Source organism: Methylobacterium oryzae, assembly GCF_036441375.1.
In the GTDB taxonomy this organism is placed as follows: Bacteria; Pseudomonadota; Alphaproteobacteria; order Rhizobiales; family Beijerinckiaceae; genus Methylobacterium; species Methylobacterium oryzae_A.
Genome location: NZ_MLCA01000006.1, coordinates 186,511 through 208,363, shown reverse-complemented (window position 1 = coordinate 208,363; position 21,853 = coordinate 186,511). Strand labels below are relative to the sequence as shown.

The 21,853-nt window shown below is 71.3% G+C and carries 21 protein-coding genes; 11 read left to right on the top strand and 10 right to left on the bottom strand.

What is annotated here, in order from left to right; all coding sequences use genetic code 11:
* Window positions 1-7 precede the first annotated feature (7 nt).
* The 5 genes from MOTC310_RS11355 (at window position 8) to MOTC310_RS11335 (ending at window position 5,608) form a co-directional block, all read left to right on the top strand.
* Window positions 8-952, top strand: coding sequence for an ABC transporter permease (locus tag MOTC310_RS11355; RefSeq protein WP_331293197.1), 945 nt, complete (start codon window positions 8-10; stop codon window positions 950-952).
* Window positions 949-1,878 (top strand): ABC transporter permease, encoded by a 930-nt coding sequence (locus tag MOTC310_RS11350; RefSeq protein WP_331301816.1) that lies wholly within the window; start codon window positions 949-951, stop codon window positions 1,876-1,878. Before MOTC310_RS11355 ends, MOTC310_RS11350 begins: the two co-directional genes overlap by 4 nt.
* The gene (locus tag MOTC310_RS11345) at window positions 1,875-2,891 is read left to right on the top strand and encodes an ABC transporter ATP-binding protein (RefSeq protein WP_331301815.1); all 1,017 of its coding nucleotides are present in this window, start codon (window positions 1,875-1,877) and stop codon (window positions 2,889-2,891) included. Before MOTC310_RS11350 ends, MOTC310_RS11345 begins: the two co-directional genes overlap by 4 nt.
* A complete protein-coding gene (locus MOTC310_RS11340) occupies window positions 2,888-3,811 on the top strand; it encodes an ABC transporter ATP-binding protein (protein ID WP_331301814.1) in 924 nt (307 codons plus the stop codon). Before MOTC310_RS11345 ends, MOTC310_RS11340 begins: the two co-directional genes overlap by 4 nt.
* Window positions 3,812-4,006: 195 nt before the next feature.
* The gene (locus tag MOTC310_RS11335; protein WP_331301813.1) at window positions 4,007-5,608 is read left to right on the top strand and encodes a gamma-glutamyltransferase family protein; all 1,602 of its coding nucleotides are present in this window, start codon (window positions 4,007-4,009) and stop codon (window positions 5,606-5,608) included.
* A gap of 196 nt (window positions 5,609-5,804) precedes the next feature.
* Here MOTC310_RS11335 and prfB read toward each other — a convergent pair.
* A protein-coding gene (gene prfB, locus MOTC310_RS11330; protein ID WP_331293192.1) for a peptide chain release factor 2 occupies window positions 5,805-6,933 on the bottom strand; the annotation gives its coding sequence in 2 pieces (ribosomal slippage) (window positions 5,805-6,863 and window positions 6,865-6,933; 1,128 coding nt in all).
* A gap of 199 nt (window positions 6,934-7,132) precedes the next feature.
* Between prfB and MOTC310_RS11325 the strand changes: the two genes are divergently transcribed.
* Complete coding sequence (locus tag MOTC310_RS11325) at window positions 7,133-7,468, top strand: DUF3140 domain-containing protein (RefSeq protein ID WP_331293191.1); 336 nt, start codon at window positions 7,133-7,135, stop codon at window positions 7,466-7,468.
* Between the two features lie 21 nt (window positions 7,469-7,489).
* Here the strand turns inward: MOTC310_RS11325 and MOTC310_RS11320 are convergent, their stop codons facing one another.
* The 4 genes from MOTC310_RS11320 to MOTC310_RS11305 all read right to left on the bottom strand — a co-directional run bounded on the left by MOTC310_RS11320 (window position 7,490) and on the right by MOTC310_RS11305 (window position 9,988).
* Entirely contained in the window at window positions 7,490-7,849 is a 360-nt protein-coding gene (locus MOTC310_RS11320) for a hypothetical protein (RefSeq protein ID WP_331293190.1), read from the bottom strand.
* A gap of 113 nt (window positions 7,850-7,962) precedes the next feature.
* On the bottom strand, window positions 7,963-8,175 hold the full coding sequence (locus tag MOTC310_RS11315; protein ID WP_331301812.1) for a hypothetical protein: 213 nt from the start codon (window positions 8,173-8,175) through the stop codon (window positions 7,963-7,965).
* A gap of 134 nt (window positions 8,176-8,309) precedes the next feature.
* Window positions 8,310-9,527, bottom strand: coding sequence for an LL-diaminopimelate aminotransferase (locus MOTC310_RS11310; RefSeq protein ID WP_331293188.1), 1,218 nt, complete (start codon window positions 9,525-9,527; stop codon window positions 8,310-8,312).
* 68 nt (window positions 9,528-9,595) lie between these two features.
* On the bottom strand, window positions 9,596-9,988 hold the full coding sequence (locus MOTC310_RS11305; protein ID WP_331301811.1) for a hypothetical protein: 393 nt from the start codon (window positions 9,986-9,988) through the stop codon (window positions 9,596-9,598).
* Between the two features lie 282 nt (window positions 9,989-10,270).
* Here MOTC310_RS11305 and MOTC310_RS11300 point away from each other — a divergent pair, with 282 nt between their 5' ends.
* Window positions 10,271-12,040, top strand: coding sequence for a PHA/PHB synthase family protein (locus tag MOTC310_RS11300; RefSeq protein ID WP_331302223.1), 1,770 nt, complete (start codon window positions 10,271-10,273; stop codon window positions 12,038-12,040).
* 181 nt (window positions 12,041-12,221) lie between these two features.
* Here MOTC310_RS11300 and MOTC310_RS11295 read toward each other — a convergent pair whose 3' ends face one another.
* Window positions 12,222-13,511, bottom strand: a complete 1,290-nt coding sequence (locus MOTC310_RS11295; RefSeq protein WP_331301810.1) for an OmpP1/FadL family transporter — start codon at window positions 13,509-13,511, stop codon at window positions 12,222-12,224.
* A 437-nt stretch (window positions 13,512-13,948) separates the two neighbouring features.
* Here MOTC310_RS11295 and MOTC310_RS11290 point away from each other — a divergent pair, with 437 nt between their 5' ends.
* The 3 genes from MOTC310_RS11290 (at window position 13,949) to bioB (ending at window position 16,304) form a co-directional block, all read left to right on the top strand.
* On the top strand, window positions 13,949-14,833 hold the full coding sequence (locus MOTC310_RS11290; protein ID WP_331301809.1) for a fumarylacetoacetate hydrolase family protein: 885 nt from the start codon (window positions 13,949-13,951) through the stop codon (window positions 14,831-14,833).
* A 191-nt stretch (window positions 14,834-15,024) separates the two neighbouring features.
* Window positions 15,025-15,294 (top strand): hypothetical protein, encoded by a 270-nt coding sequence (locus MOTC310_RS11285; RefSeq protein WP_331301808.1) that lies wholly within the window; start codon window positions 15,025-15,027, stop codon window positions 15,292-15,294.
* On the top strand, window positions 15,291-16,304 hold the full coding sequence (gene bioB / locus MOTC310_RS11280) for a biotin synthase BioB (protein WP_331293182.1): 1,014 nt from the start codon (window positions 15,291-15,293) through the stop codon (window positions 16,302-16,304). Before MOTC310_RS11285 ends, bioB begins: the two co-directional genes overlap by 4 nt.
* 96 nt (window positions 16,305-16,400) lie before the next feature.
* Here the strand turns inward: bioB and MOTC310_RS11275 are convergent, their stop codons facing one another.
* The 4 genes from MOTC310_RS11275 to mnmA form a co-directional block, all read right to left on the bottom strand.
* Complete coding sequence (locus MOTC310_RS11275; protein WP_331293181.1) at window positions 16,401-17,888, bottom strand: sensor histidine kinase; 1,488 nt, start codon at window positions 17,886-17,888, stop codon at window positions 16,401-16,403.
* A gap of 209 nt (window positions 17,889-18,097) precedes the next feature.
* Window positions 18,098-18,892: a TVP38/TMEM64 family protein gene (locus tag MOTC310_RS11270; protein WP_331301807.1), complete on the bottom strand. Its 795-nt coding sequence runs from the start codon at window positions 18,890-18,892 to the stop codon at window positions 18,098-18,100.
* Complete coding sequence (locus tag MOTC310_RS11265; RefSeq protein ID WP_091774963.1) at window positions 18,889-19,542, bottom strand: class I SAM-dependent methyltransferase; 654 nt, start codon at window positions 19,540-19,542, stop codon at window positions 18,889-18,891. The genes MOTC310_RS11270 and MOTC310_RS11265 overlap by 4 nt, the downstream gene beginning before the upstream one ends.
* 25 nt (window positions 19,543-19,567) lie before the next feature.
* On the bottom strand, window positions 19,568-20,722 hold the full coding sequence (mnmA, locus tag MOTC310_RS11260) for a tRNA 2-thiouridine(34) synthase MnmA (RefSeq protein WP_331301806.1): 1,155 nt from the start codon (window positions 20,720-20,722) through the stop codon (window positions 19,568-19,570).
* A gap of 501 nt (window positions 20,723-21,223) precedes the next feature.
* On the opposite strand from mnmA, the gene MOTC310_RS11255 reads away from it, so the two are divergent.
* Window positions 21,224-21,772, top strand: a complete 549-nt coding sequence (locus MOTC310_RS11255) for a flagellar hook-length control protein FliK (protein WP_331301805.1) — start codon at window positions 21,224-21,226, stop codon at window positions 21,770-21,772.
* Window positions 21,773-21,853: the final 81 nt, after the last annotated feature.

Below are 21,853 nucleotides of genomic sequence, written 5' to 3'. Positions count from 1 at the left end.
GCTCCTGATGCTCCGATTTCTGGCCCGACGTCTCGCCCTCGCGGTCCCGACGCTGATCCTCGCCTCGATGATCATCTTCGCCCTGCAGCAATTGCTGCCGGGCGACGTCGCCACGGCTCTGACCGGCGAGGAGCGCGACCCGCAGGTGATCGCCTTCATCCGCGAGAAGTACCACCTCGATGAGCCCCTTCCGGTCCGCTACGCTTACTGGGCCGGCGGCGTGCTGCGGGGCGATCTCGGCGAGTCGATCCGGCTGCAGAAGCCGGTCGCCGAGCTGATCGTCGAGAAGCTGCCGGTGACGCTGGAGCTTGCCTGCCTCGCCATGCTGGTGGCGCTCGCCATCGGCGTGCCGATGGGGGTGCTCTCGGCGGTCAAGCGCGGTCAGGCCGCCGACACGATCGCCAACGGCGTGGCGCTCTGGGGCCTGTCGGTGCCGAATTTCTGGCTTGGGATCCTGCTGATCCTGCTGTTCTCGGTGGAGCTCGGCTGGCTGCCGGCCTCGGGCTACGTGTCGCCGTTCGAGAGCCTGTCGGAGAACCTCGCCGCCATGGTGATGCCGGCCTTCGTGCTCGGCAACGCCATCGCGGCGGTGATGATGCGCCACACCCGCGCGGCGATGCTGGGCGTGCTCGGCTCCGACTACGTCCGCACCGCGCGCGCCAAGGGCGTCTCGCCGCTGCGGGTCACACTGCGGCACGCGCTGCCCAACGCCGCGATCCCGATCATTACCCTGGGCGCGCTCGAGTTCGGGCAGCTCCTGTCGGGGGCGGTGCTCACCGAGCAGGTCTTCTCCGTGCCGGGCTTCGGCAAGCTGATGGTCGATGCCGTGTTCAACCGGGATTTCGCCACCGTGCAGGGCGTCGTGATCTGCACGGCCGCCACCTACATCGCCCTGAACCTCGCCGCCGACCTGCTCTCGGCGGCCGTGAACCCGAAGCTGAGGCGGGCATGAGCACCGGCAGCGAGATCGCCCGCGCCGAGGCCGTCGGCCTGGAGGCCGCCCCGTCCGGCACGCCCGCCCAGCCCCTCCTTCAGGAACCCGGCACCCTCGCGGCGTTCTGGCGACGCCTGCGCGCGCGCAAGAGCGCGGTGGCGGGCCTCGTCATCGTCGGCCTGCTGATCCTGATGGCGGTGTTCGCCCCCTGGATCGCCCCCTACGACCCGACCGCCACCGACTGGGGCAATGTCCGCGGCGCGCCGAGCCTCGCGCACCCGTTCGGCGGTGACGAGGTCGGGCGCGACGTGCTCTCGCGGATCATCTTCGGCGCCCGCGCCTCGCTCGGGGCCGGCCTCGTCTCGGTGGCGCTGGCCGTCTCCCTCGGCCTGCCGCTCGGGCTGCTCGCCGGCTACGCGGGCGGCTGGATCGACGGAGCGATCTCCCGTCTCACCGACGCGCTGCTCGCGATCCCGTTCCTGATCCTGGCGATCGCCCTCGCCGCCTTCCTCGGCCCGAGCCTCGTCAACGCGATGATCGCCATCGGCCTCTCGGCGACCTCGACCTTCATCCGGCTGACCCGGGCGCAGGTGCGCGCCGTGGCGGCCGAAGAGTTCGTGGAGGCGGCCCGCGCCATGGGCAACCCGCCCTGGCGGATCGCCCGCGTCCACATCCTGCCCAACATCGTCCCGGCGATCCTCGTCCAGGCGACGCTGACCATCGCGGCCGCCATCATCGCGGAGGCGAGCCTGTCGTTCCTCGGCCTCGGCCAGCAGCCGCCCGAACCGTCCTGGGGCGCGATGCTCAACACCGCCAAGAACTTCATGGACGAGGCCCCCTGGATGGCGATCTGGCCCGGCCTGTCGATCTTCCTGGCGGTGCTCGCCTTCAACCTGTTCGGCGACGGCCTGCGGGACGCCCTCGACCCGAGGCAGCGCACATGACGAAGCCCCTCCTCGACGTCCGCGACCTCGCCGTCGCCCTCGACACTGACGGCGGCGCGGTCCACGCGGTCAACGGTGTCTCCTACACCCTGCATGAGGGCGAGACGCTGGGGATCGTCGGCGAGTCCGGCTCCGGCAAGAGCGTGCACGTGCTCGCCATGCTGGGCCTGATCCCGCGCCCGCCGGGCCGCATCACCGGCGGTCAGGTGCTGTTCGAGGGCCGCGACCTGCTCGGGCTGAAGGAGCGGGAGCTGCGAAAGATCCGCGGCGGCGCGATCGGCTTCGTGTTCCAGGACCCGATGAGCTCGCTCAACCCCGGCATGACCGTGGCGGCGCAGATCGTCGAGCCCCTGCGGATCCATCTCGGCCTCGACGCCCGCGCGGCCCGCGCCCGGGCCAAGGAGCTGCTCGACCTCGTGCGCATCCCGAACGCGGCCGCGCGCCTTGACCAGTACCCGCACGAGTTCTCCGGCGGCCAGCGCCAGCGGGTGATGATCGCGATCGGTCTGAGCTGCCGGCCGAAGCTGCTGATCGCCGACGAGGCGACCACGGCCCTCGACGTCACCGTCCAGGCCGAGATCGTCGCGCTGGTGCAGGAGCTGAAGCGCGAGCTCGGCATGGCGATCATCTGGATCACCCACGATCTCGGCGTGGTGGCGGGGATCAGCGACACCGTGCAGGTGATGTATGCCGGCCGGATCCTGGAGCGCGGCCCGGTCGACGACATCTTCTCGGATCCGCGCAACGCCTACACGCTCGGCCTGCTGCGCTCCCTGCCGGATCTCTCCGGCGGCCGCGCCGGGCGGCGGCGCCTTCACCAGATCGAGGGGGCGCCGCCGGATATGCGCCACCTGCCGCCGGGCGACCCGTTCGCGCCGCGCAACGCCTACGCGACGCCCCGCTGCCGGAGCGAGATGCCGCCGCTGGCGCAGGCGCCCGGCGCCGCACCCGGCCACCTCGTCGCCGCCTGGTACGACCTGCCTGAGCTGTTGAGCCGGGAGGCCGCGCGATGAGCGAGCAGGATCATCCGGTCGTCTCGGTGCGCGACCTGTCCAAGCACTACCCCCTCCGCTCCTGGTGGGGTGGCAAGAGCGCGGTGTTCCGCGCCGTCGAGGGCGTGAGCTTCGACATCCGTCCCGGCGAGACCCTGGGCCTCGTCGGCGAGTCCGGCTCCGGCAAGTCGACGATCGGCCGGGCCGTGACCATGCTCAACCCGCCGACATCGGGCACGATCGCCTTCGAGGGCACCGACCTCGCCAAGCTCTCGGCGGGCGCGATGCGGAAGATGCGGGCCCGGATCCAGACCGTGTTCCAGGATCCCTACGCGGCCCTCAATCCGCGGATGAGCGCGGGCGAGTACGTCGCCGAGGCGTTCAGGCTGCACCGGCGCGACATGCGCGGCCCGGAGCGGCGGGAGGCCGTCGCGGCCCTGTTCCAGCGGGTCGGGCTCGATCCGCGCTTCATGGGGCGCTACCCGCACCAGTTCTCGGGCGGCCAGCGGCAGCGCATCTGCATCGCCCGGGCGATCGCCCTGAAGCCCAGCTTCATCGTCGCCGACGAGCCGATCGCGGCGCTCGACGTCTCGATCCAGGCGCAGGTGGTGAACCTGCTCCAGGACCTGCAGGACGAGATGGGCCTGTCCTACCTGTTCATCTCCCACGACCTGCGGATGGTGCGCTACCTCTGCCACCGGGTCGCGGTGCTCTGGCGCGGGCGGATCGTCGAGCTGGCCGAGGCCGACGCCCTCTACGACGACCCGCGCCATCCCTACACGCGCCGCCTGCTCGCCGCGGTGCCGGTGCCACACCCGGCCGAGGAGCGCGCCCGCCTCGCCGCGCGCGACCTCGCCGGCCACGACCAGCCGCCCGACGGGCCGCTCACCGAGGTGGCGCCCGGCCACTGGGTGGCGATGCCGGAGCTAAGGCACGCATGAAAGCCTCGCATGATCTTTCCCACCCTCCTCCCTCATCCTGAGGTGTGAGCGCAGCGAGCCTCGAAGGAGGGCTCCAGCCAGCCGCCCGAACCCTGGAGCCCTCCTGCGAGGCCTCCGCTTCGCTCCGTCACCTCAGGATGAGGCCGCTTCTTGGATCAAGCAGCCTCTAAACCGTTCAGCACAGCAGGACATCCCGTGAGAGACTTCTCCGCACCCGGCCGCTCCCCGGTCTACGCCGCCAACGCCGCCGTCGCGACCTCGCACCCGCTCTCGACGATCGCCGCCATCGAGGTTCTGCGCGGCGGCGGCAACGCCGTCGATGCCGGCATCGCGGCGGTCGCCGTGCAATGCGTGGTCGACCCGCTCATGACCGGGATCGGCGGCGACTGCTTCGCCCTCTACGCCCCCGCGGGCGCCGCCAAGCCGATCGCCCTCGACGGCTCGGGTCGGGCCCCGGCCGCCGCGACGCCCGACTGGTACGCCGAGCACGGCGTCGCCATCACGCCGACCTCGCCGCACGCGGTCACGGTACCGGGCGCGGTTGCGGCCTGGGACCTGCTGGTGCGCGAGCACGGCACCCGCTCCCTCGGCGAGTTGCTCCAGCCCGCGATCCGCTACGCGGAGGACGGGTTCGTCGTCCAGCAGCGGGTGGGATGGGACTGGCTGCGGGGCGCCGAGCGCGTCGCCGCGGACCCGCACGCCGCCGAGACCTACCTGCCCGGCGGGAAACCGCCGGCGATCGGCAGCGTCGTCCGCCTGCCGAAGCTCGCGGCGACGCTGCGGCACATCGCCGAGCAAGGTGCGCGCGCCTTCTACACGGGCCCCGTCGCCGCCGACATGGTGAGCCGCCTCAACGCTCTCGGCGGCCTGCACACCCTCGACGACTTCGCTGCTGCCAAACCCGACGTGGTCGTGCCGGTCTCGACCCGCTACCGCGGCTACGACGTCTACGAGTGCCCGCCCGCCGGCCAGGGGCTGGCGGCGCTGATGATGCTCAACGTCCTCTCCCACTACGACGTCGGCGCCCTCTCGGACCTCGACCGCCTCCACCTCTTCGCGGAGGTGTGCAAGCAGGGCTACCACCACCGCGACGTCCTATTCGGCGACGCCGCCCTCGCCAACGTGCCGATCGAGCACCTGCTCTCCGACGCCTGGAAGGCCGCCGCCCACGGGGCGATCGACATGGGCCGGGCCCGCGAACCGGAGATCTATCCCGAGATCGCCCGCGAGATGGCCGAGGGCCGCGCCCACAAGGACACGGTCTATCTCTGCGTGGTCGATCGGGACGGCAACGCGCTGTCGCTGATCAACTCGATCTTCCAGGGCTTCGGCTCGGGCATCCTGGCGCCCGAGAGCGGCGTGCTGCTGCACAATCGCGGCCTGTCCTTCCGCACCGAGGGCGGCCACCCGAACAGCGTCGGGCCGGGCAAGCGGCCGATGCACACGATCATCCCCGGCATGCTGATGAAGGACGGGCAGTCGGTCGCGCCCTTCGGCGTCATGGGCGGCCACTACCAGGCCATGGGCCATGTCGAGCTGCTCTCCGGTCTCCTCGACCGGGGCCTCGACGTGCAGGAGGCGCTCGATGCGCCGCGCAGCTTCGCCTACGGCGGCAGCCTTGAGGTGGAGGGCGGGATCCCCGACGCGGTGATGGCGGGGCTGGTCGAGCGAGGCCACCCGGCGATCCGGGCGCCCCTGCCGCTCGGTGGCGGCCAGATCATCTGGATCGACCGGAAGGCCGGCACGCTGGCGGCCGGCTCGGACCCGCGCAAGGACGGGGCGGCGCTGGGGTATTGAGAGGCGTGCGAGGGGGGGGGGGTGGGCGCTGCCCCCCTCTCATCCTCGGGTGCCCGCGAGGGTGAGCGTCAATCGGCACCGCCGTCACGGCGAGCGGAGCGAAGCAATCCAGACAGCGCCACGCTGATCGACGGCGCGCTGCCCTGGGTCACCTCGCTGCGCTCGTGATGACGGTGAGGCAGCCCACGTCGCTGCCTCAGTCGATGTCCTCGACCGCCTCGACGCCGCCGTAGACCCGCTGGGCGAGCGAGGCCTCCATGAACGGGTCGAGGTCGCCGTCGAGCACCTCGTCCGGATCGGTGGACTGGGTGCCGGTGCGCAGGTCCTTCACCAGCTGGTACGGCTGCAGCACGTAGGACCGGATCTGGTGGCCCCAGCCGATATCGGTCTTGGAGGCGGCCTCAGCGTTGGCCTTCTCCTCGCGCTTCTTCAGCTCCGCCTCGTAGAGCCGGGCGCGCAGCATGTTCCAGGCGGTCGCCCGGTTCTTGTGCTGCGAGCGCTCCTGCTGGCACGCCACCACGATCCCGGTCGGATTGTGGGTGATGCGCACCGCCGAGTCGGTTGTGTTGACGTGCTGGCCGCCGGCGCCGGACGACCGATAGGTGTCGATCCGGCAGTCGGATTCCTTGATCTCGATCTCGATCCGGTCGTCGATCACCGGGTAGACCCAGACGCTGGCGAAGCTGGTGTGCCGCCGGGCGCTGGAATCGTAGGGCGAGATCCGCACCAGGCGGTGCACGCCGGACTCGGTCTTGAGCCAGCCATAGGCGTTGTGGCCCTTGATCAGGAGCGTGGCGCCCTTGATCCCGGCCTCCTCGCCGTCGGTCATCTCTACGACCTCGACCTTGTACTTCCGGCGCTCGGCCCAGCGGGCGTACATGCGCTGGAGCATGTTGGCCCAGTCCTGGCTCTCGGTGCCGCCGGCGCCGGCGTGGACCTCGAGATAGGTGTCGAACCCGTCGGCCTCGCCGGACAGCAGGGTCTCGACCTGCCGGCTCGCGGCCTCCTTCTCGACGGCCAGGATCGCGGCCTCGCCCTCGCGGATCGAGGATTCGTCACCCTCCATCTCGCCGAGCTCGATCAGCGTCGCGCCGTCCTCGAGGTCGCGCTCGAGCTTCTTGATCGCCGTGACGGCCTCGTCGAGCTGCTGGCGCTCGCGCATGACCTTCTGGGCGGCCTCGGCATCGTTCCAGAGGTCGGGATCCTCGGAGGCTGCGTTCAGCTCCGCGAGGCGTTTATCGACTGTGTCCCAGTCAAAGATGCCTCCTCAGCAGCCCTATAGACTGCTTGGCGGCATCCGAGGCTTGCTCGATCTCGGCGCGCATCTGGCTTTTCGGGAATGGGGTGTGGGGAAGGAGTGGAGCTTCGTCGGGTCGGGGTGATACCCCCCGGGACCCGGCCTGTAAACGCTCCCGCGCCGCGACGCCCGCCGCCCGTGCGGCGCCCGACCGCAGGGACGGCTGCGAGCCGGCGAGCCTCGGGCGCGTTGTCGGGCACGAGCGACACGGCCCAGGAGGCAGGCGGATGGCGGACGATCACGCGGCGACGTGGAAGGACTTCAACGAGGCCGTCAACATGACGCCGGCGGCGCTGAGGAAGCACCTCGACAGCGAGGCCAGCCGGGAGGTCGGCCAGAAGAAGGATGGCGGCGAGTCGACCGGCCACGAGATGGGCCGGCGGATCCTCGCGATCAAGGACACCAAGAAGGCCGACCTGACCGATGACGACTACGCCGCCATGCGCAAGGTCGTGGGCTACGTCCACCGCCACCTCAAGCAGGGCGGCGAGGCGCGGAAGGACCCCGACTCGCCGTGGCGGATGTCGCTGATGAACTGGGGCCACGATCCGCACAAGGATTGAGGCCCCGGAGCGCCCGGCGGCTCAGTAGCGCGGCGGCACGATGTAGGACGGGGCGATCACGTACTCCTTCGGCCGCTTGCGCGCGCCGAACCGGCCCTCGGTGATCTGGTCGTTGTAGTAGTCGAACCCGGTGTAGCCGAAGCCGCCGCCGTTCATCACCTCGGCCACCGGCACCGGCGGCACGGCGAGATCGGGGCGGCCCGGCGGCACGACGACTTGGCAGCAGCCCTCGGTCTCCAGAACGGTCGGCCCGTTCGGCGCGGTGAACACGAAGGCGCGGGGCTGGTACGGCGCGGGCGGGTAGGCGGCGTCGGAGGCCGAGGCGCCCTGCCCCGCCAGCAGGGCGAGGAGTCCGGCGGCGATCAGGGTCTTGGTGCTCACGCGATGCTCCGTCAGGGGGCCGGGCGAGCCGGCATCTGGCCTACAGTCTAGCTGATCGCGGGCGGCTTGTCCGGCGCATCCGAATCGACCGGTTACCGAAATCCCGGGCGGGATCAGCCGCGCGCGCGCAGCACGACCTGCGGGCTCGCCGGAACGGGACGGCAATCCGTCATGAAGGCGTTGACCGGCAACGGCTTCGAGTCGCACGCGTACACGTCCGCCGGTCCCGGCGCGGGGATCGGATCCCGGGCGATGATCGGGTTCGGCGCGCAGGCCGAGCCCGCGGCGGCGAGCAGCAGGGCGGCGATCAGGTTCAGGCGGCGCATGCGACACTCGGGACGCGGGAAGACCCCCGCACCTGACCCTGGCCATCGCGCCCCGCCCTGACAAGCGCTGGCGCGGGGAGTCGGCGCCTTTGGCGGCGTCTGTCGCCCCGCGGCAACAATCGGCGCGGACCCGGCTAACCGACCCGGGCCATCGGCACGACGTTGTGCAGGGTCTTGTCGGTGCCGTCGAAGAACCGCCGGATGTTGCGCGCCGCCTGCCGGATGCGCTGCTCGTTCTCGACGAGCGCGATGCGGACATACTCGTCGCCGAACTCGCCGAAGCCGATGCCGGGCGCGACCGCCACGTCGGACTTCTCCAGGAGCAGCTTGGAGAATTCGAGGCTGCCCAGCTCCCGGTAGCGCTCGGGGATCGGCACCCAGGCGAACATCGAGGAGGCGGGCGACGGGATGGTCCAGCCGGCCTTGCCGAAGGATTCCACCAGCGCGTCGCGGCGCTTCCGGTAGATGCTGCGCATCTCGTGGATGCAGTCGTCCGGCCCGTTGAGGGCGGCGGTCGCGGCGACCTGGATCGGCGTGAAGGCGCCGTAATCGAGGTAGGACTTCACCCGGGTGAGCGCCGCGAGCAGGCGCTCGTTGCCCACCGCGAAGCCCATGCGCCAGCCGGCCATCGAGTAGGTCTTCGACAGCGAGGTGAACTCCACCGTGCAGTCGATGGCGCCGGGCACCTGCAGCACCGAGGGCGGCGGGTTGTCGTCGAAATAGACCTCCGCGTAGGCGAGGTCCGACAGCAGGATCAGCTCGTGCTGCTTCGCGAAGGCCACGAGATCCCGGTAGAAGTCGAGGCTCGCCACGTAGGCGGTCGGGTTCGACGGGTAGCAGACCACCAGGGCGACCGGCTTCGGGATCGAGTGGCGCATCGCCCGCTCCAGGGCGGGGAACATCGCCGGGGTGGGCTCGGCCGGCACCGAGCGGATGACGCCGCCGGCCATCAGGAAGCCGAAGGCGTGGATCGGGTAGCTCGGATTCGGCACCAGCACGACGTCGCCCGGCGCGGTGATCGCCTGGGCCATGTTGGCGAAGCCCTCCTTCGAGCCGAGGGTCGCTACGACCTGCGTGTCGGGGTTGAGGGTCACGCCGAAGCGGCGCTGGTAGTAGCCGGCCTGGGCCTTGCGCAGGCCCGCGATGCCCTTGGACGCCGAGTAGCGGTCCGTGCGCGGCCGCCCGGCCGTCTCGCACAGCTTGGCGATCACGTGCTTCGGCGCGTCCAGATCCGGGTTGCCCATGCCGAGATCGATGATGTCGGCGCCCTGCGCTCGGGCGGCGGCCTTGATCCGGTTGACCTGCTCGAAGACGTAGGGCGGCAGTCGCTTGATGCGGTGGAAGTCGGTCATGGGCGTGTCCATCGGCGCGTCCCGGATCCGGCGTCTCTCGTCTGGGCCGGTCGGGCGAACCATTTGCTCTAGCAGAGTTGCGGGCCGGCGCCGACCCTGAAAACGGGCCGGCTACTGCGGCGCCGCCGGGGCCGGCTTGATGGCGGCCGCCGCGCCCCGCCCGGCGCTCGCGGCGGCCCGGCGCTCGCGGCGGCCCGTCCCCGGGCCTCGTTGCGGCCGCGGGCGCCCTCCAGCTCCGCCTCCAGGGCCTTCTGGCCCGTGACCGACTTGGCCCGGACCGGCCGCTTCGGCGCGTCGACGCCCACCGGCATGAAGTCGGGCTGCGCCTTGCTGCGCGTGTCCGTGACGAAATCCGGGGCCGCGACGACCCGCGGCCCGTAGCCTGCATCGGAGGCCAGCGAGCGGACGACGTCGCCCGAGCAGGCCCCGAGCGCGCCGACCAGAAGCGCCAAGCCGACCACGCGAGTCAGTCGGGGCAGCGGACCGGCGCGATGCGGGCGGACGGCGGGGTTCAAAATGGCACGATCCATCGTCACATGCGTATGAAAAGATCGGCCGGATGTTTCGGCGACGTCCAGAGCCGGGCTGGCGAAAACTCTGGCTCGCTCGTTATTTTGTCGGAAACGAGGCCCGCGCCATCGGGTCAACAGGTGAACCACAGGGAGGCACGTTTGACGAGCCCGCAGGCGCCGGATCGGACCGCCCCTCCGAAGTCGGTCTCGAACGGCGCGGTGCCGGACGGCATGGCCGCCGCGATGCCGGATATCGAGGCGCTCTCCCGCAATGCCGGACAGTACATCGAGGCGATGGGGCGGAACGTCGCCCGCCTCCTCGGACCCGAGGGTCAGGCCGGTGCGCCCGGCAGCGAGATGAGCGAGGCCGCCAAGGTCCTCGGTCAGGTGGCCGAGGCGTGGCTCGCCGACCCGAACCGCAGCGCCGAGGCGCAGGCCCGCCTGTCGCAGGCCTTCCTGTCGCTCTGGGGCTCCACCTACCTGCGCCTGCAGGGCCAGCCCGCCGATCCGGTGGCGCTGCCCGAGCCCCGGGACGCGCGCTTCGCCCATGCCGAGTGGTCGACCAACCCGTATTTCGATTTCATCAAGCAGGCCTACCTGCTCGCCACCCGCTGGGCCGAGAGCCTCGTGGACGAGGCCGAGGGACTCGACGCGCATACCCGCCACAAGGCGCAGTTCTACCTGCGCCAGCTCACCAGCATGCTGTCGCCCTCGAACTTCCTGCCGACCAACCCGGAGCTGATCCGCCACACCCTGCAGGAGAGTGGCGCCAACCTCGTCCGCGGCCTCAAGATGTACGAGGAGGATCTGCAGGCCGGCGGCGGGCAGCTGCGGGTGCGCCAGACCGATCCGAGCGGGTTCGAGGTCGGCCGCAACATGGCGGTCACCCCCGGCGAGGTGGTGTTCCGCAACGACCTGATCGAGCTGATCCAGTACGCGCCGACCACCGAGACCGTGCTGCGGCGCCCGTTCCTGATGGTCCCGCCCTGGATCAACAAGTTCTACATCCTCGACCTCAACCCCCAGAAGAGCTTCTTCAAGTGGATGGTCGATCAGGGGCTGACGGTCTTCTGCATCTCCTGGGTGAACCCGGATACGCGCCACGCCGACAAGGACTTCGAGTCCTACATGCGCGAGGGGATCGAGGCGGCCATCGACGCGATCGGCGTCGCCACCGGCGAGAACGAGGTCACGGCGGCGGGCTACTGCGTCGGCGGCACGCTGCTCGCCGTGACGCTCGCCATGCAGGCCGCGACCGGCAACCGCCGGATCAAGAGCGCGACGCTGCTCACCACGCAGGTCGACTTCACCCATGCGGGCGACCTGAAGGTCTTCGCCGACGAGGAGCAGATCCGCCAGGTCGAGGCGCGCATGGCCGAGCAGGGCTATCTCGAGGGCGCCCGGATGGCGAACGCCTTCAACATGCTCCGGCCGAACGACCTGATCTGGCCCTATGTCGTGAACAACTACATCAAGGGCAAGGCGCCCTCGGCCTTCGACCTGCTGTACTGGAATTCCGACGCCACCCGGATGCCGGCGGCCAATCATTCCTTCTACCTGCGCAACTGCTACCTCAACAACACGCTGGCGCAGGGCCGGATGGTGCTGGGCAACGTCCGCCTCGACCTCAGGAAGGTGCAGGTTCCGATCTTCAACCTCGCCACCCGCGAGGACCACATCGCGCCGGCGCTGTCGGTCTTCGAGGGCTCCAAGGTGTTCGGCGGCAAGGTCGATTTCGTGCTCGCGGGCTCGGGCCACATCGCCGGCGTGATCAACCCGCCGTCCAAGCCGAAATACGGCTACTGGACCGGCGGCCCCGTGAAGGGGACGCTCGAAGAGTGGATCAGGGCCGCGGTCGAGACCAAGGGCTCGTGGTGGCCCTACTGGTTCCAGTGGATCGAGGCGCAGGCGCCGGAGCGGGTGCCCGCCCGTCAGCCGGGCGGCGACGCGCTCCAGTCCCTGGGCCCGGCGCCCGGCACCTACGTGCGGATGCGCGCCTGAGGCGCGCGACGCGCTCGGATCGATGGGTGATGGGCCGCGACGATCACGGCGCCGCCCCGTCATCACGAGCGGAGCGACGTGACCCGGGGCGGTGCGACATCTGTCAGCATGGCGCCGTCCCGGATTGCTTCGCTGCGCTCGCAAAGACGGCGGCAGCGAAGCAACCAAGCAGAGCGGGCCGTCAGTACTTCCGCACGAGCGGCGCCGGGGCCGGGGCCGGCGGCGCGCCGAACACGTAGCGGAAGCCGACCGAGACGATGTCGGCGCTGGAATCCACCACGCCCGCGAAGGCGATATTGCTGATGTTGTAGTCGCGTCCGACGCCCGCGAGGATCCGCGAGCGGTCCAGGAAGAAGTGCGAGTAGGCGAGGTTCAGCGTCAGCTGCTGGCTCCAGCGGTAGCTCGCGCCGACCGAGACGTTGTACCGGTCGCCGTCCGGCAGGCGCACCGATCGGTTCCGGAAGTCGATGGGCGAGGTCTCGTAGGCGAAGCCCGTCCGCAGCGTCAGGTTCGGCGAGGCGTCGTACTCGGCGCCGATCGCGTAGGTGAACCCGTCCTTGTAGTTCAGCGGCAGGTTGTTTACCGGCAGCCCGATCGTCTTCGACACGATGCCGATCGTGCCGAGCCTCGACCAGTTATCCCACTCGAAGCCGAGATTCACCCGCGCCACTGGCGAGACCGCCTGGGTCAGGCCGACGCTCAGCTTGTCGGGGGTGTTCAGCCGCGCGCGGACCTGACCGGCGAGCGACGCCAGGGCGACGAGCGGCACGCCGATCGAGCCGTCGATGTCGTGGTGCACCGAGGAGCGGTACCCGATGCCCAGCACGGTCCCGTCGCGGGGCGTCAGCGTGGCGCCGGCGGTGAAGCCCGCCCCCCAGGATTCACCCTTGAGGAAGGAGCTCGGATACGCGGTCGGCAGGATGCCGGGGATCGGCAGCGCCTGCCGCAGGGTCAGGCGGAAATACTCGATGTTCGGGCCGGCCGCGATCGAGAGCCACTCGTTGACCTTGAAGCCGATGACCGGGTTGATCGCCAGCGAGAAGATCCGCGACGAGCGTCCGTAGACCTCGCCCGCCCACACGTCGCGCGGCTTGGTCACGAGGCCGAACGGGGCTCCGGTGGAGAGGCCGAGCCAGAGGCGGTCGTTGAGCTGGTAGGAGGTGGCGCCCGCCGGCACGACCGCGCCCTGGCCGATCTCGCCGGAGCCGCCCAGCCGCGCGAAGCCCGGATTTGTGCCGGCCTCCGGGCGGATCGTGGAGGACAGGCCGATATAGGTGAAGTTCTGCTCCGCGACGAAGCCCGGGTTCATCGTGATCGTCGCGGGATTCCAGAAGATCGACGAGACGCCGCCCGATCCCGAGGCCGCGCCCGCGAAGGCCAGCCCCTGGGCCTCGGTGCTCTGCTCCCGGATCCCGAACGCTCCCGCCTGCACCTGCCCGGCGCCGAGGATCACCGCCGTCGCCGCCAGCATCGCAGCGCGAACCGTCCCGCCCATCTCTTCCCCCAAGCCTTCTCGTTCTGCTGGGCGCCGTCGATTATTCGAGACCCGTTATGCGGCGACCTTTCGTGCATGGTGCCGGTTTAAGGGGCAGAACCGCAATGACCCCGATCATTTTCGGTGCCGAATGGAATAGCAGTAGAGCAGCAGAGGTAAACGGTGCCTTCACGCGCGAAAGCGCGTGGTCAGCGGAGCTTTTCAGTTTTGATCTGAACTGTTCTTCCGAGACGGCGACAGGAACAATAAATCCATACGTCGCCGACCCTGCACTTTTCCGCCGTCCTGTGGCCCGGCTGCGACACCCGACGGGCGGACGCGTAGCCCCGTCCGGCCTTGCACCCGGGTCGAGGCCCGGCCATGGTCCCGGCGTCCGGCGCAGACCGGTTCAGGGAAGGATGAGGAGTGCGACCATGAAGCTCTTCCGGCACGGCCCGAGCGGCGACGAGAAGCCCGGCCTCGTGGATGCCAGCGGGGGGCTGCGCGACCTGTCGGGCATCGTGCGCGACATCGCCGGGCCGGCCCTCTCGCCCGACTCGCTGGCGCGGCTGCGCGCCCTGGATCCCGAGACCCTGCCGAAGCTGCCGCCGGACGTGCGCCTCGGCCCCTGCGTCGGCGGCACCCGGAACGTCGTCGCCATCGGCCTGAACTTCGCCGACCACGCCGCCGAGACCGGCTCGCCGATCCCCGCGGAGCCGATCATCTTCAACAAGGCCCCGTCCAGCCTGTGCGGGCCGAACGACACGGTGATCATCCCCAAGAGCTCGCACAGCACCGACTGGGAGGTGGAGCTCGCCGTGGTGATCGGGCGACGCGCCAGCTACGTTCACGCCAACGAGGCGCTGAGCTACGTGGCTGGCGCCTGCATCTGCAACGACGTCTCCGAGCGCGAATGGCAGATGAACCGCGGTCCCACCTGGACCAAGGGCAAGAGCGCGCCGACCTTCGGCCCCCTCGGTCCCTGGCTGGTGACGCTCGACGAGATCCCCGACCTGAAGAACCTCGCCATGACCCTCGACGTGAACGGCGAGCGCCGCCAGACCGGCTCAACCGCAACGATGATCTTCGACGTTCCCCAGCTCGTTGCCTACACGTCGCACTTCATGCTGCTGGAGCCCGGCGACGTGATCACCACCGGCACCCCGCCGGGCGTCGGACTCGGCATGAAGCCGCCGCGCTACCTCAAGGCCGGGGACGAGATGGTCCTGCGGATCGACCGGCTCGGCGAGCAGCGCCAGAAGGTCATCGCCTTCGACAACTGGACCGCCAAGGTCTCGGCCGGCGAGCCGACGGGCTGAGACCGCGGGCCGCCGCCCGGGCCCGGGCGGCGGCACGGCGTCCGGGAAAGCTCACCGCCATCGGCGATCGCTTCGCGCCGCGGCCACTCGGGACGTCTCCATGTCCCCGATTGAATCCCGATTTGATTTCGGATTTCACGGTTCATCACCGATCTTGAACGATTAAGGCCGCGTTATACTACAGATGCGACATGCCCGGATCGCGGTTCGGGCCGGGCACGGCCGCGACGATCGATATTCCGAAGGACCGGATTTCCGGCTCGGCGCCCGAGCCGCCGACGCTCCGGCCGAGCGAGATCCTGGCCGATGCCATCGAGCAGGCGACGCAGGAAAAGACCGGCCGATCCGGCGGCTTGGCTGGGCTGGTACGGCATGATCGTCCAGACCGACCCCGCGGCCGGGCGTTCGGGCGCGCGGCCCGCTTGATTTCTGGCCGCCGATCCGGCTCAAACACCGGATGAGCGCGACTTCCCTCCCCGGTTCCCAGAAGCCTGACCACGGCGACATCCGCCACGACTGGAGCGTGGCGGAGATCCGCGCGATCCACGACCTGCCGCTGATGGACCTCGTGTTCCGGGCCGCGCAGGTGCACCGCCGGCACAACGACCCCGCCGACATCCAGCGGGCGTCGCTCCTGTCGATCAAGACCGGCGGCTGCCCGGAGGATTGCGCCTACTGCCCGCAATCGGCCCATCACAAGGGCGCGGGCGTCGCCCGCGAACGGCTGATGCCGGTGGAGACGGTGCTGGCCGAGGCGGCCGCCGCCAAGGCCGCCGGCGCCCACCGCTTCTGCATGGGCGCCGCGTGGCGCCAGCCGAAGGACGGCCCGGAATTCGACGCGGTGCTCGCCATGGTGCGCGGCGTGCGCGGCCTCGGCATGGAGGCCTGCGTGACGCTCGGCATGCTCACGCCCTCGCAGGCCGGACGCCTCGCCGAGGCCGGGCTGACCTCCTACAACCACAACCTCGACACCGGCCCGGATTTCTACGAGGACATCATCTCCACCCGGACCTACGACGAGCGCCTGCAGACCCTCGCGAACGTCCGGGAGGCGGGGATCGGCGTGTGCTGCGGCGGCATCGTCGGCATGGGTGAGGGCGTCACCGACCGCGCCGCGATGCTCCAGGTGCTCGCCAACCACGCTCCCCATCCGGAGAGCGTGCCGATCAACGCCCTGGTGGCGGTGCCCGGCACCCCGCTGGAGGACCAGCCGGCCGTCGATCCGTTCGATCTCGTGCGCATGTGCGCCACGGCGCGGATCGTGATGCCGCGCTCCCGCGTGCGGCTCAGCGCCGGCCGCAAGAGCCTCACCCGCGAAGCCCAGGTGCTGTGCTTCCTCGCCGGCGCCAACTCGATCTTCTACGGCGAGCGGCTGCTCACTACGGCCAATAACGGTCAGGACGACGACGCGGCCCTGCTGGCCGATCTGGGCATCCGGGTCGGCGAGCCGGTCCGGGCCGCGGCCGAGTAGGCGGCGGGGCGCCTTCGCAGCTCTCCGGTCCAGCGCTTCGGCGCCACAGAGACCGGGTGCCCGCACCGGGCCGCCCCGCCGCGCGCGGCGACCGCGTCAGCCCTCGGGCAGCACGATGCGGAAGCGCGCCCCGCTCATCCCCTCGGCCTGGCAGGCGTCGAGCGTGAGGGTGCCGCCGTTGATCCCGATCAGTTCGGCGGCGATCGGCAGGCCGAGGCCCGTGCCGCCGGACCGCATGGATCCCTGGAAGGGCGCGAACAGGTTCTCCCGGGCGCGCGCCGGCAGGCCGGGGCCGTTATCGGTGACCAGGATCGTGACCCGGCCCGCCGCCGTGCGGGAGGCGACCACGCTCACGGTGGCTTCCGGCACGGCGGCCTGGTCCAGCGCCTGCACGGCGTTGCGCACGAGATTGGCCAGCGCCCGCCCGAGCTGCTCCGGATCGGCCTGCACGGAGAGATCGGCCGCCGCGGCCTGTACGGTGACCGGATGCGCCGCCAGGGCGGCGAGATCCGGAAGCTCCGCGAAGATCGGCGCCAGCGGCGTGCTGGCCAGGAGCGGCGCCCGCTCGGAGACGCGCCCGTAGGCGAGTGTCGCCTCGCAGAAGCGGATCGCGCGGGCCAGTGTCCCGACGAGGCGGGGGGCCACGCGCTGGACCGTCGGATCCTCGGTACCCTCCAGGCGGTCGCCCAGGAGCTGCGCGCCGGTCAGCAGGTTGCGCAGCTCGTGGCTGATCTTGCTGACCGCGAGTCCCAGTTCGGCGAGCCGCCGCTTCTGCCGGAGCTGGTCGGCGAGGCTGCGCTGCATCCGCCCGAGCGCCCGCTCGGCCTGGCCGATCTCGTCGCTGCGGCGGGACGGCGCGATGATCCGCCCGGCATCCTCCGGATCGTCCGCGAAGGCCGTGATGCTGGTGGCGAGCCGCCGCACCGGCCGCACGATCAGCACCTGCAGCACCACGAAGACGAGCCCCGCCGCGGCGGCCGCGATGATCAGCGAGGAGACCAGCAGGCGCAGGGCGTAGTCGATCATGGCGGTGCGCAGCGGCGCCTCGTCGAGCAGGATCTCGACCCTGTCGAAGCCGATCCCCCCCTCCCCGACCACGCGGATCGGCTCGTGGACCGGGGCCACGAGGGTGCGCCACGCCCCGCGGATCGCCGACAGGGCCGTGACGTCGCGCAGGTCGACGGTGTCGGCGACCTGCTCGGGCATGGGCTCGATGGCGAGCAGGCGCTGGGCACCGCCGCCGCGGACGGCGATGGCCCGCGCGTTCACGCCGGCCAGCAGCCGGCTCTCGAGCGCCTCGGAGACCGGCTCGCCGGTCCGGCCGTCGAGGACCAGGGCGGCGACCTGCGCGGCCGCCAAGCGGTCGGACATCCACTCGATCCGGTAGTTGGCCACCGCCGGCACGTAGGTCAGCACCTCGGCGACCACCACGAACGCGACGGTGACGAGGAACAGCCGTCCGGACAGGCCCAGGCGCGCGGTGCGCCGCTCGGGCAGGTCGCGGGCGGGAGCGGGCGCCGGTACCGCCGGCGCCGCGGCCTGATCGGGCTCGACGGACACGCCGGTCATGCTCCGCGCGGGCATCGCGGACGCGGACCGGCGGAGGGAGGATTGAGAATGCTCGAGCCGGGTCCGGCCTTCGCGGGATACATGTTCGCAAGCCACAGATTCGCAGGCGGCAATACAGGCTCTCGGCGGCGAGCACTATACGATATCAACCCGCGGGCGGCTGCATGTGCCCTTAGACACGGAAAAACCGGGCCGGCGGAGGAATGCGTATCGCGGCCCCGCCCTCAGCTCCGTCTGGCGCGCCGGCTCAGCAGCATGCTGACCAGGGCGAAGACGGCCAGCATCGCGAGGCCCGCCACCATCTTGGGCGTGACCAGAGCGCGCAGGGTCAGGGCATTGTCGCAGCCGCCCGCCCCCGCCGCGAGGCAGGCGGCCTTGGCGGCCTCGTGGGCCGCGACGACGTCCTCGATGCCCGCGCCGGTGGTGGCATACACGACGGCGCCCGGCAGCAGCCCCAGGAAGGTGGCCAGCACGAAGACCCGCATCTTCACCCCGAAGGCGGCCGGCGCGAGGTTGGTCACCCAGAACGGGAACAGGGGCAGGAGGCGCAGCACCGCGATGTAGCCAAAGGCATCGCGCCGGAAGCCCTCGGCCAGCCCGGCGAGGCGCGTGCCGCCCATGCGCCGGAGCAGGTCGGCGCCCGGGCCCCGGCCGATGGCGAACACGATGGCGGCCCCCGAGGTGGCGGCACAGACCGCGGTGAGCGCCCCCGGCACGATGCCGAACAGGAAGCCGCAGACCATCGTCAGGATCAGCGTGGCCGGCACCGAGACGACGACGGCCCCGACATAGAGGCAGTAGGCCGCGACCAGCGCGCGGAGATAGCCGGCCTCGACGAAGCCGCGCAGCCAGAGACGCGACGCGAGCAGGCGGTCGAGGCTGAGGAGCTGCGCGGCCCCCGACACCAGGACGATCGCCGAGACCGTCAGGAGCAGCACCAGCGGGAGCCAGCGCCGCAGCCGCTTCCAGCGTCCTTCGCCGCCCCTCTCGACGGCGGGCGCGGGGCCGGTCCCGCTCACCCGGGCTTGCGCATCCGCAGGATCTTGAAGAACCCGCCCGGGAAAGTCGGCTTCAGGCCCAGGACCTCGACGCCGTTGCGCCGGGCCCACGCCTCGATCCGCGTCGCCTTGAAGTCCGACGACCAGCCGATCTTCGTGCAGAGCGGCGCCACGATCTCCTCGACCCGGGCAACCGGCCCCTCGCTCTGACCGAAATGGTTGGCGAGCACGATGCCGCCGCCAGGACGCACCACGCGCAGGAACTCCGACATCGCGGCTTCGGGGTCGGGCACCAGGGTGATCAGGAACTGCGCCACCACGGCGTCGAAGCTCGCGTCGGCGTAGCCCAGGTGGCAGACATCCATCACCTGGAGGCCCTTCACGTGGGACAGGTTCCGGCGACGGACCTTGGCGCGGGCGCGCTTGAGCATGTCCTCGGAGAGATCGACGCCGCAGACGAAGCTGGCTTTCGGGTAGTAGCCCAGCGCCAGCCCGGTACCGACGCCGGCCTCCAGGATCCGCGGCCCGTGCTCGGCCGCCGCCTCCACGGCCGCGCGGGCCGCCGGCTCCGTGAGCTTGTCGTAGACCACGTCGTAGACGGGCGCCCAGCGGGCATAGGCCTTGCGCATCAGGGCCGTGCTCGGCCCGGCCATCTGCGGCTCGCTCAGCATCGTTCGAAGGTTCCAGAGATAGAGATCAGGCGGCCTCGCGGGGCCGGGCCGACAACGCGTCGACACGCCGGATGGTGCCGCCGCCCAGGACCCGGGCCCGGGGGCCGTCATCCGCGTAGATCGCGCAGGCCTGGCCCGGGGACACGCCGTCCTCGGGCTCGGCGAGCACGACCTCGGCCGCGCCGTCCGGCCCGACCGTCAGCGTTGCCGGGCGCGGCGGCCGGGTCGAGCGCACGCGCACCGCCACCGGCAGGTCGCGCACGGCCTCCACCGCCCCCTCGCCCAGCCAGTTCAGGTCGGAGAGGCGGATCCGGGTCGTGGCCAGCGCCGTGCGCGGCCCGACCACCACCCGAGCCGCATCCGGCTCCAGCCGCACCACGTAGAGCGGCTCGGGTCCGGACAGGCCGAGGCCCTTCCGCTGGCCCACCGTGTAATGCACGATCCCGTCGTGCCGGCCGAGGACGTGGCCGGCGAGGTCGACGATCTCGCCGGGCCGCGCCGCGTCGGGGCGCAGGCGCGCGATCACGTCGCTGTAGCGGCCCTGCGGCACGAAGCAGATGTCCTGGCTGTCCGGCTTCTCGGCGAGGGACAGGCCGAGATCCTTGGCGAGCGCGCGGGTCTCGGTCTTCTCCATCTCGCCCAGGGGGAAGCGCAGGAAGTCCAGCTGCTCCGCCGTGGTGGCGTAGAGGAAGTAGCTCTGGTCGCGGGCGGGATCGAGGGCGCGGTGGAGCGCCCGGCCGCCGCCCGGAAGCGCCCGGCTCGCCACGTAGTGGCCGGTGGCGAGCGCGTCGGCGTCGAGGTCCCGGGCGAGGCCCAGGAGATCCCGGAACTTCACCGTGCGGTTGCATTCGACGCAGGGGATCGGCGTCTCGCCCGCGAGGTAGCTCTCGGCGAACTTCTCGATGACCTCGTCGCGGAAGCGGTCCTCGTAGTCGAGGACGTAGTGCGGGATACCGAGATGCTCGGCCGCCGCGCGGGCGTCGTGGATGTCCTGTCCGGCGCAGCAGGCGCCCTTGCGATGGCTCGCCGCGCCGTGGTCGTAGAGCTGGAGCGTCACGCCGACCACGTCGAAGCCCTGCCGCTTCAGCAGGCCCGCGACCACGGAGGAATCGACGCCGCCCGACATGGCGACGACGACGCGCGTCTCGTGGGGGGCTCTGGGAAGATCGAGGGCGTTCATCGCGAGGGTCCGCAGCCGCCGGCCCGGAGGCTCCCTGGCTGCACGGGCCGTCTATAGCGGGACTTCGCCCGGCTTTCCAGGGCAGCCGGGCGGGACACTCGGCAGATCCTGCCGGGCGGGCGGCAGCTTCGATCAGGCCCGCACACGCGCCGCAGAGAGAGAGCGAGATTTTTCAGCACCTTAGACGGTCGGCCCGGTGGCGCGCGCCTTGCTGCGGAGCGGCCGAGAGGAGTCCGGTATGGCAAGCGGTGCGGCGGATCGTTCGGATGTCACCACCTGGATTCCGTCCGCGCGGAACGCGTCCGCCCAGCGTTCGGGCTGGGAGGCCGCGGGCGTTGCGGCCCGGGCCGGCGATTCCGTGCAGGACCGCTTCGGCGCCGCCTTGAGCGCCGCCCAGGCCCGCGACGCCGCGGCGTCGGCCCGGGCCCGCTCCGCCGATCAGCGCGACATGGCCGACGCGTCCCGTGCCCGTCAGGCCGACCAGCGCGAGCAGGCCGNCCCATGCCCGCGGCGGCGCAGGCGGGCCCGACGCCGCCGGTGCCGTCCGGCCAGCCCGCGACCCGTGCCGCCCAGGAGACCGCCGCCCCGACCCAGACCGCCGCGCCGGCCCAGACCGATCCGGCCATTCCGATCGGTCAGGTGCCGATGACCATCGGCCTGCGATCCCTGCGCGGATCCAACGAGTTCCAGATCCGGCTGGACCCGGCCGAGCTCGGGCGCATCGACGTCAAGCTGGAGATCGACAAGGCGCACGGCCGGGTGATGACCCACTTGGTGGTCGACCGGCCCGAGACCCTCGCGCTGCTCCAGCGCGATTACGGCCAGCTCCAACAGGCACTGTCCCAGGCGGGCTTCGACCCCTCGGCCGGCGGCATCAACCTGTCGCTTCGGGGCGACGGAAGCGCCCAGAGCGGCGGCAGCGGCGGTCAGCCGGGCGACGCCCCGCGCGGCGGCGGCGGTGGCTGGTCCCGCGATCCGGCGGAAACTCCGCAGGAGGTCGCGCCGATCCGCTACCTGCGCGGCTACGGCGGCGTCGACATGAGAATCTAGGCGGTGCGCGCAGCGCCCGCATCGCGGACCCACACGGACACAGCGCCCCTCCGGCCCCTGCGCCAGGACGCGGCACGGGAG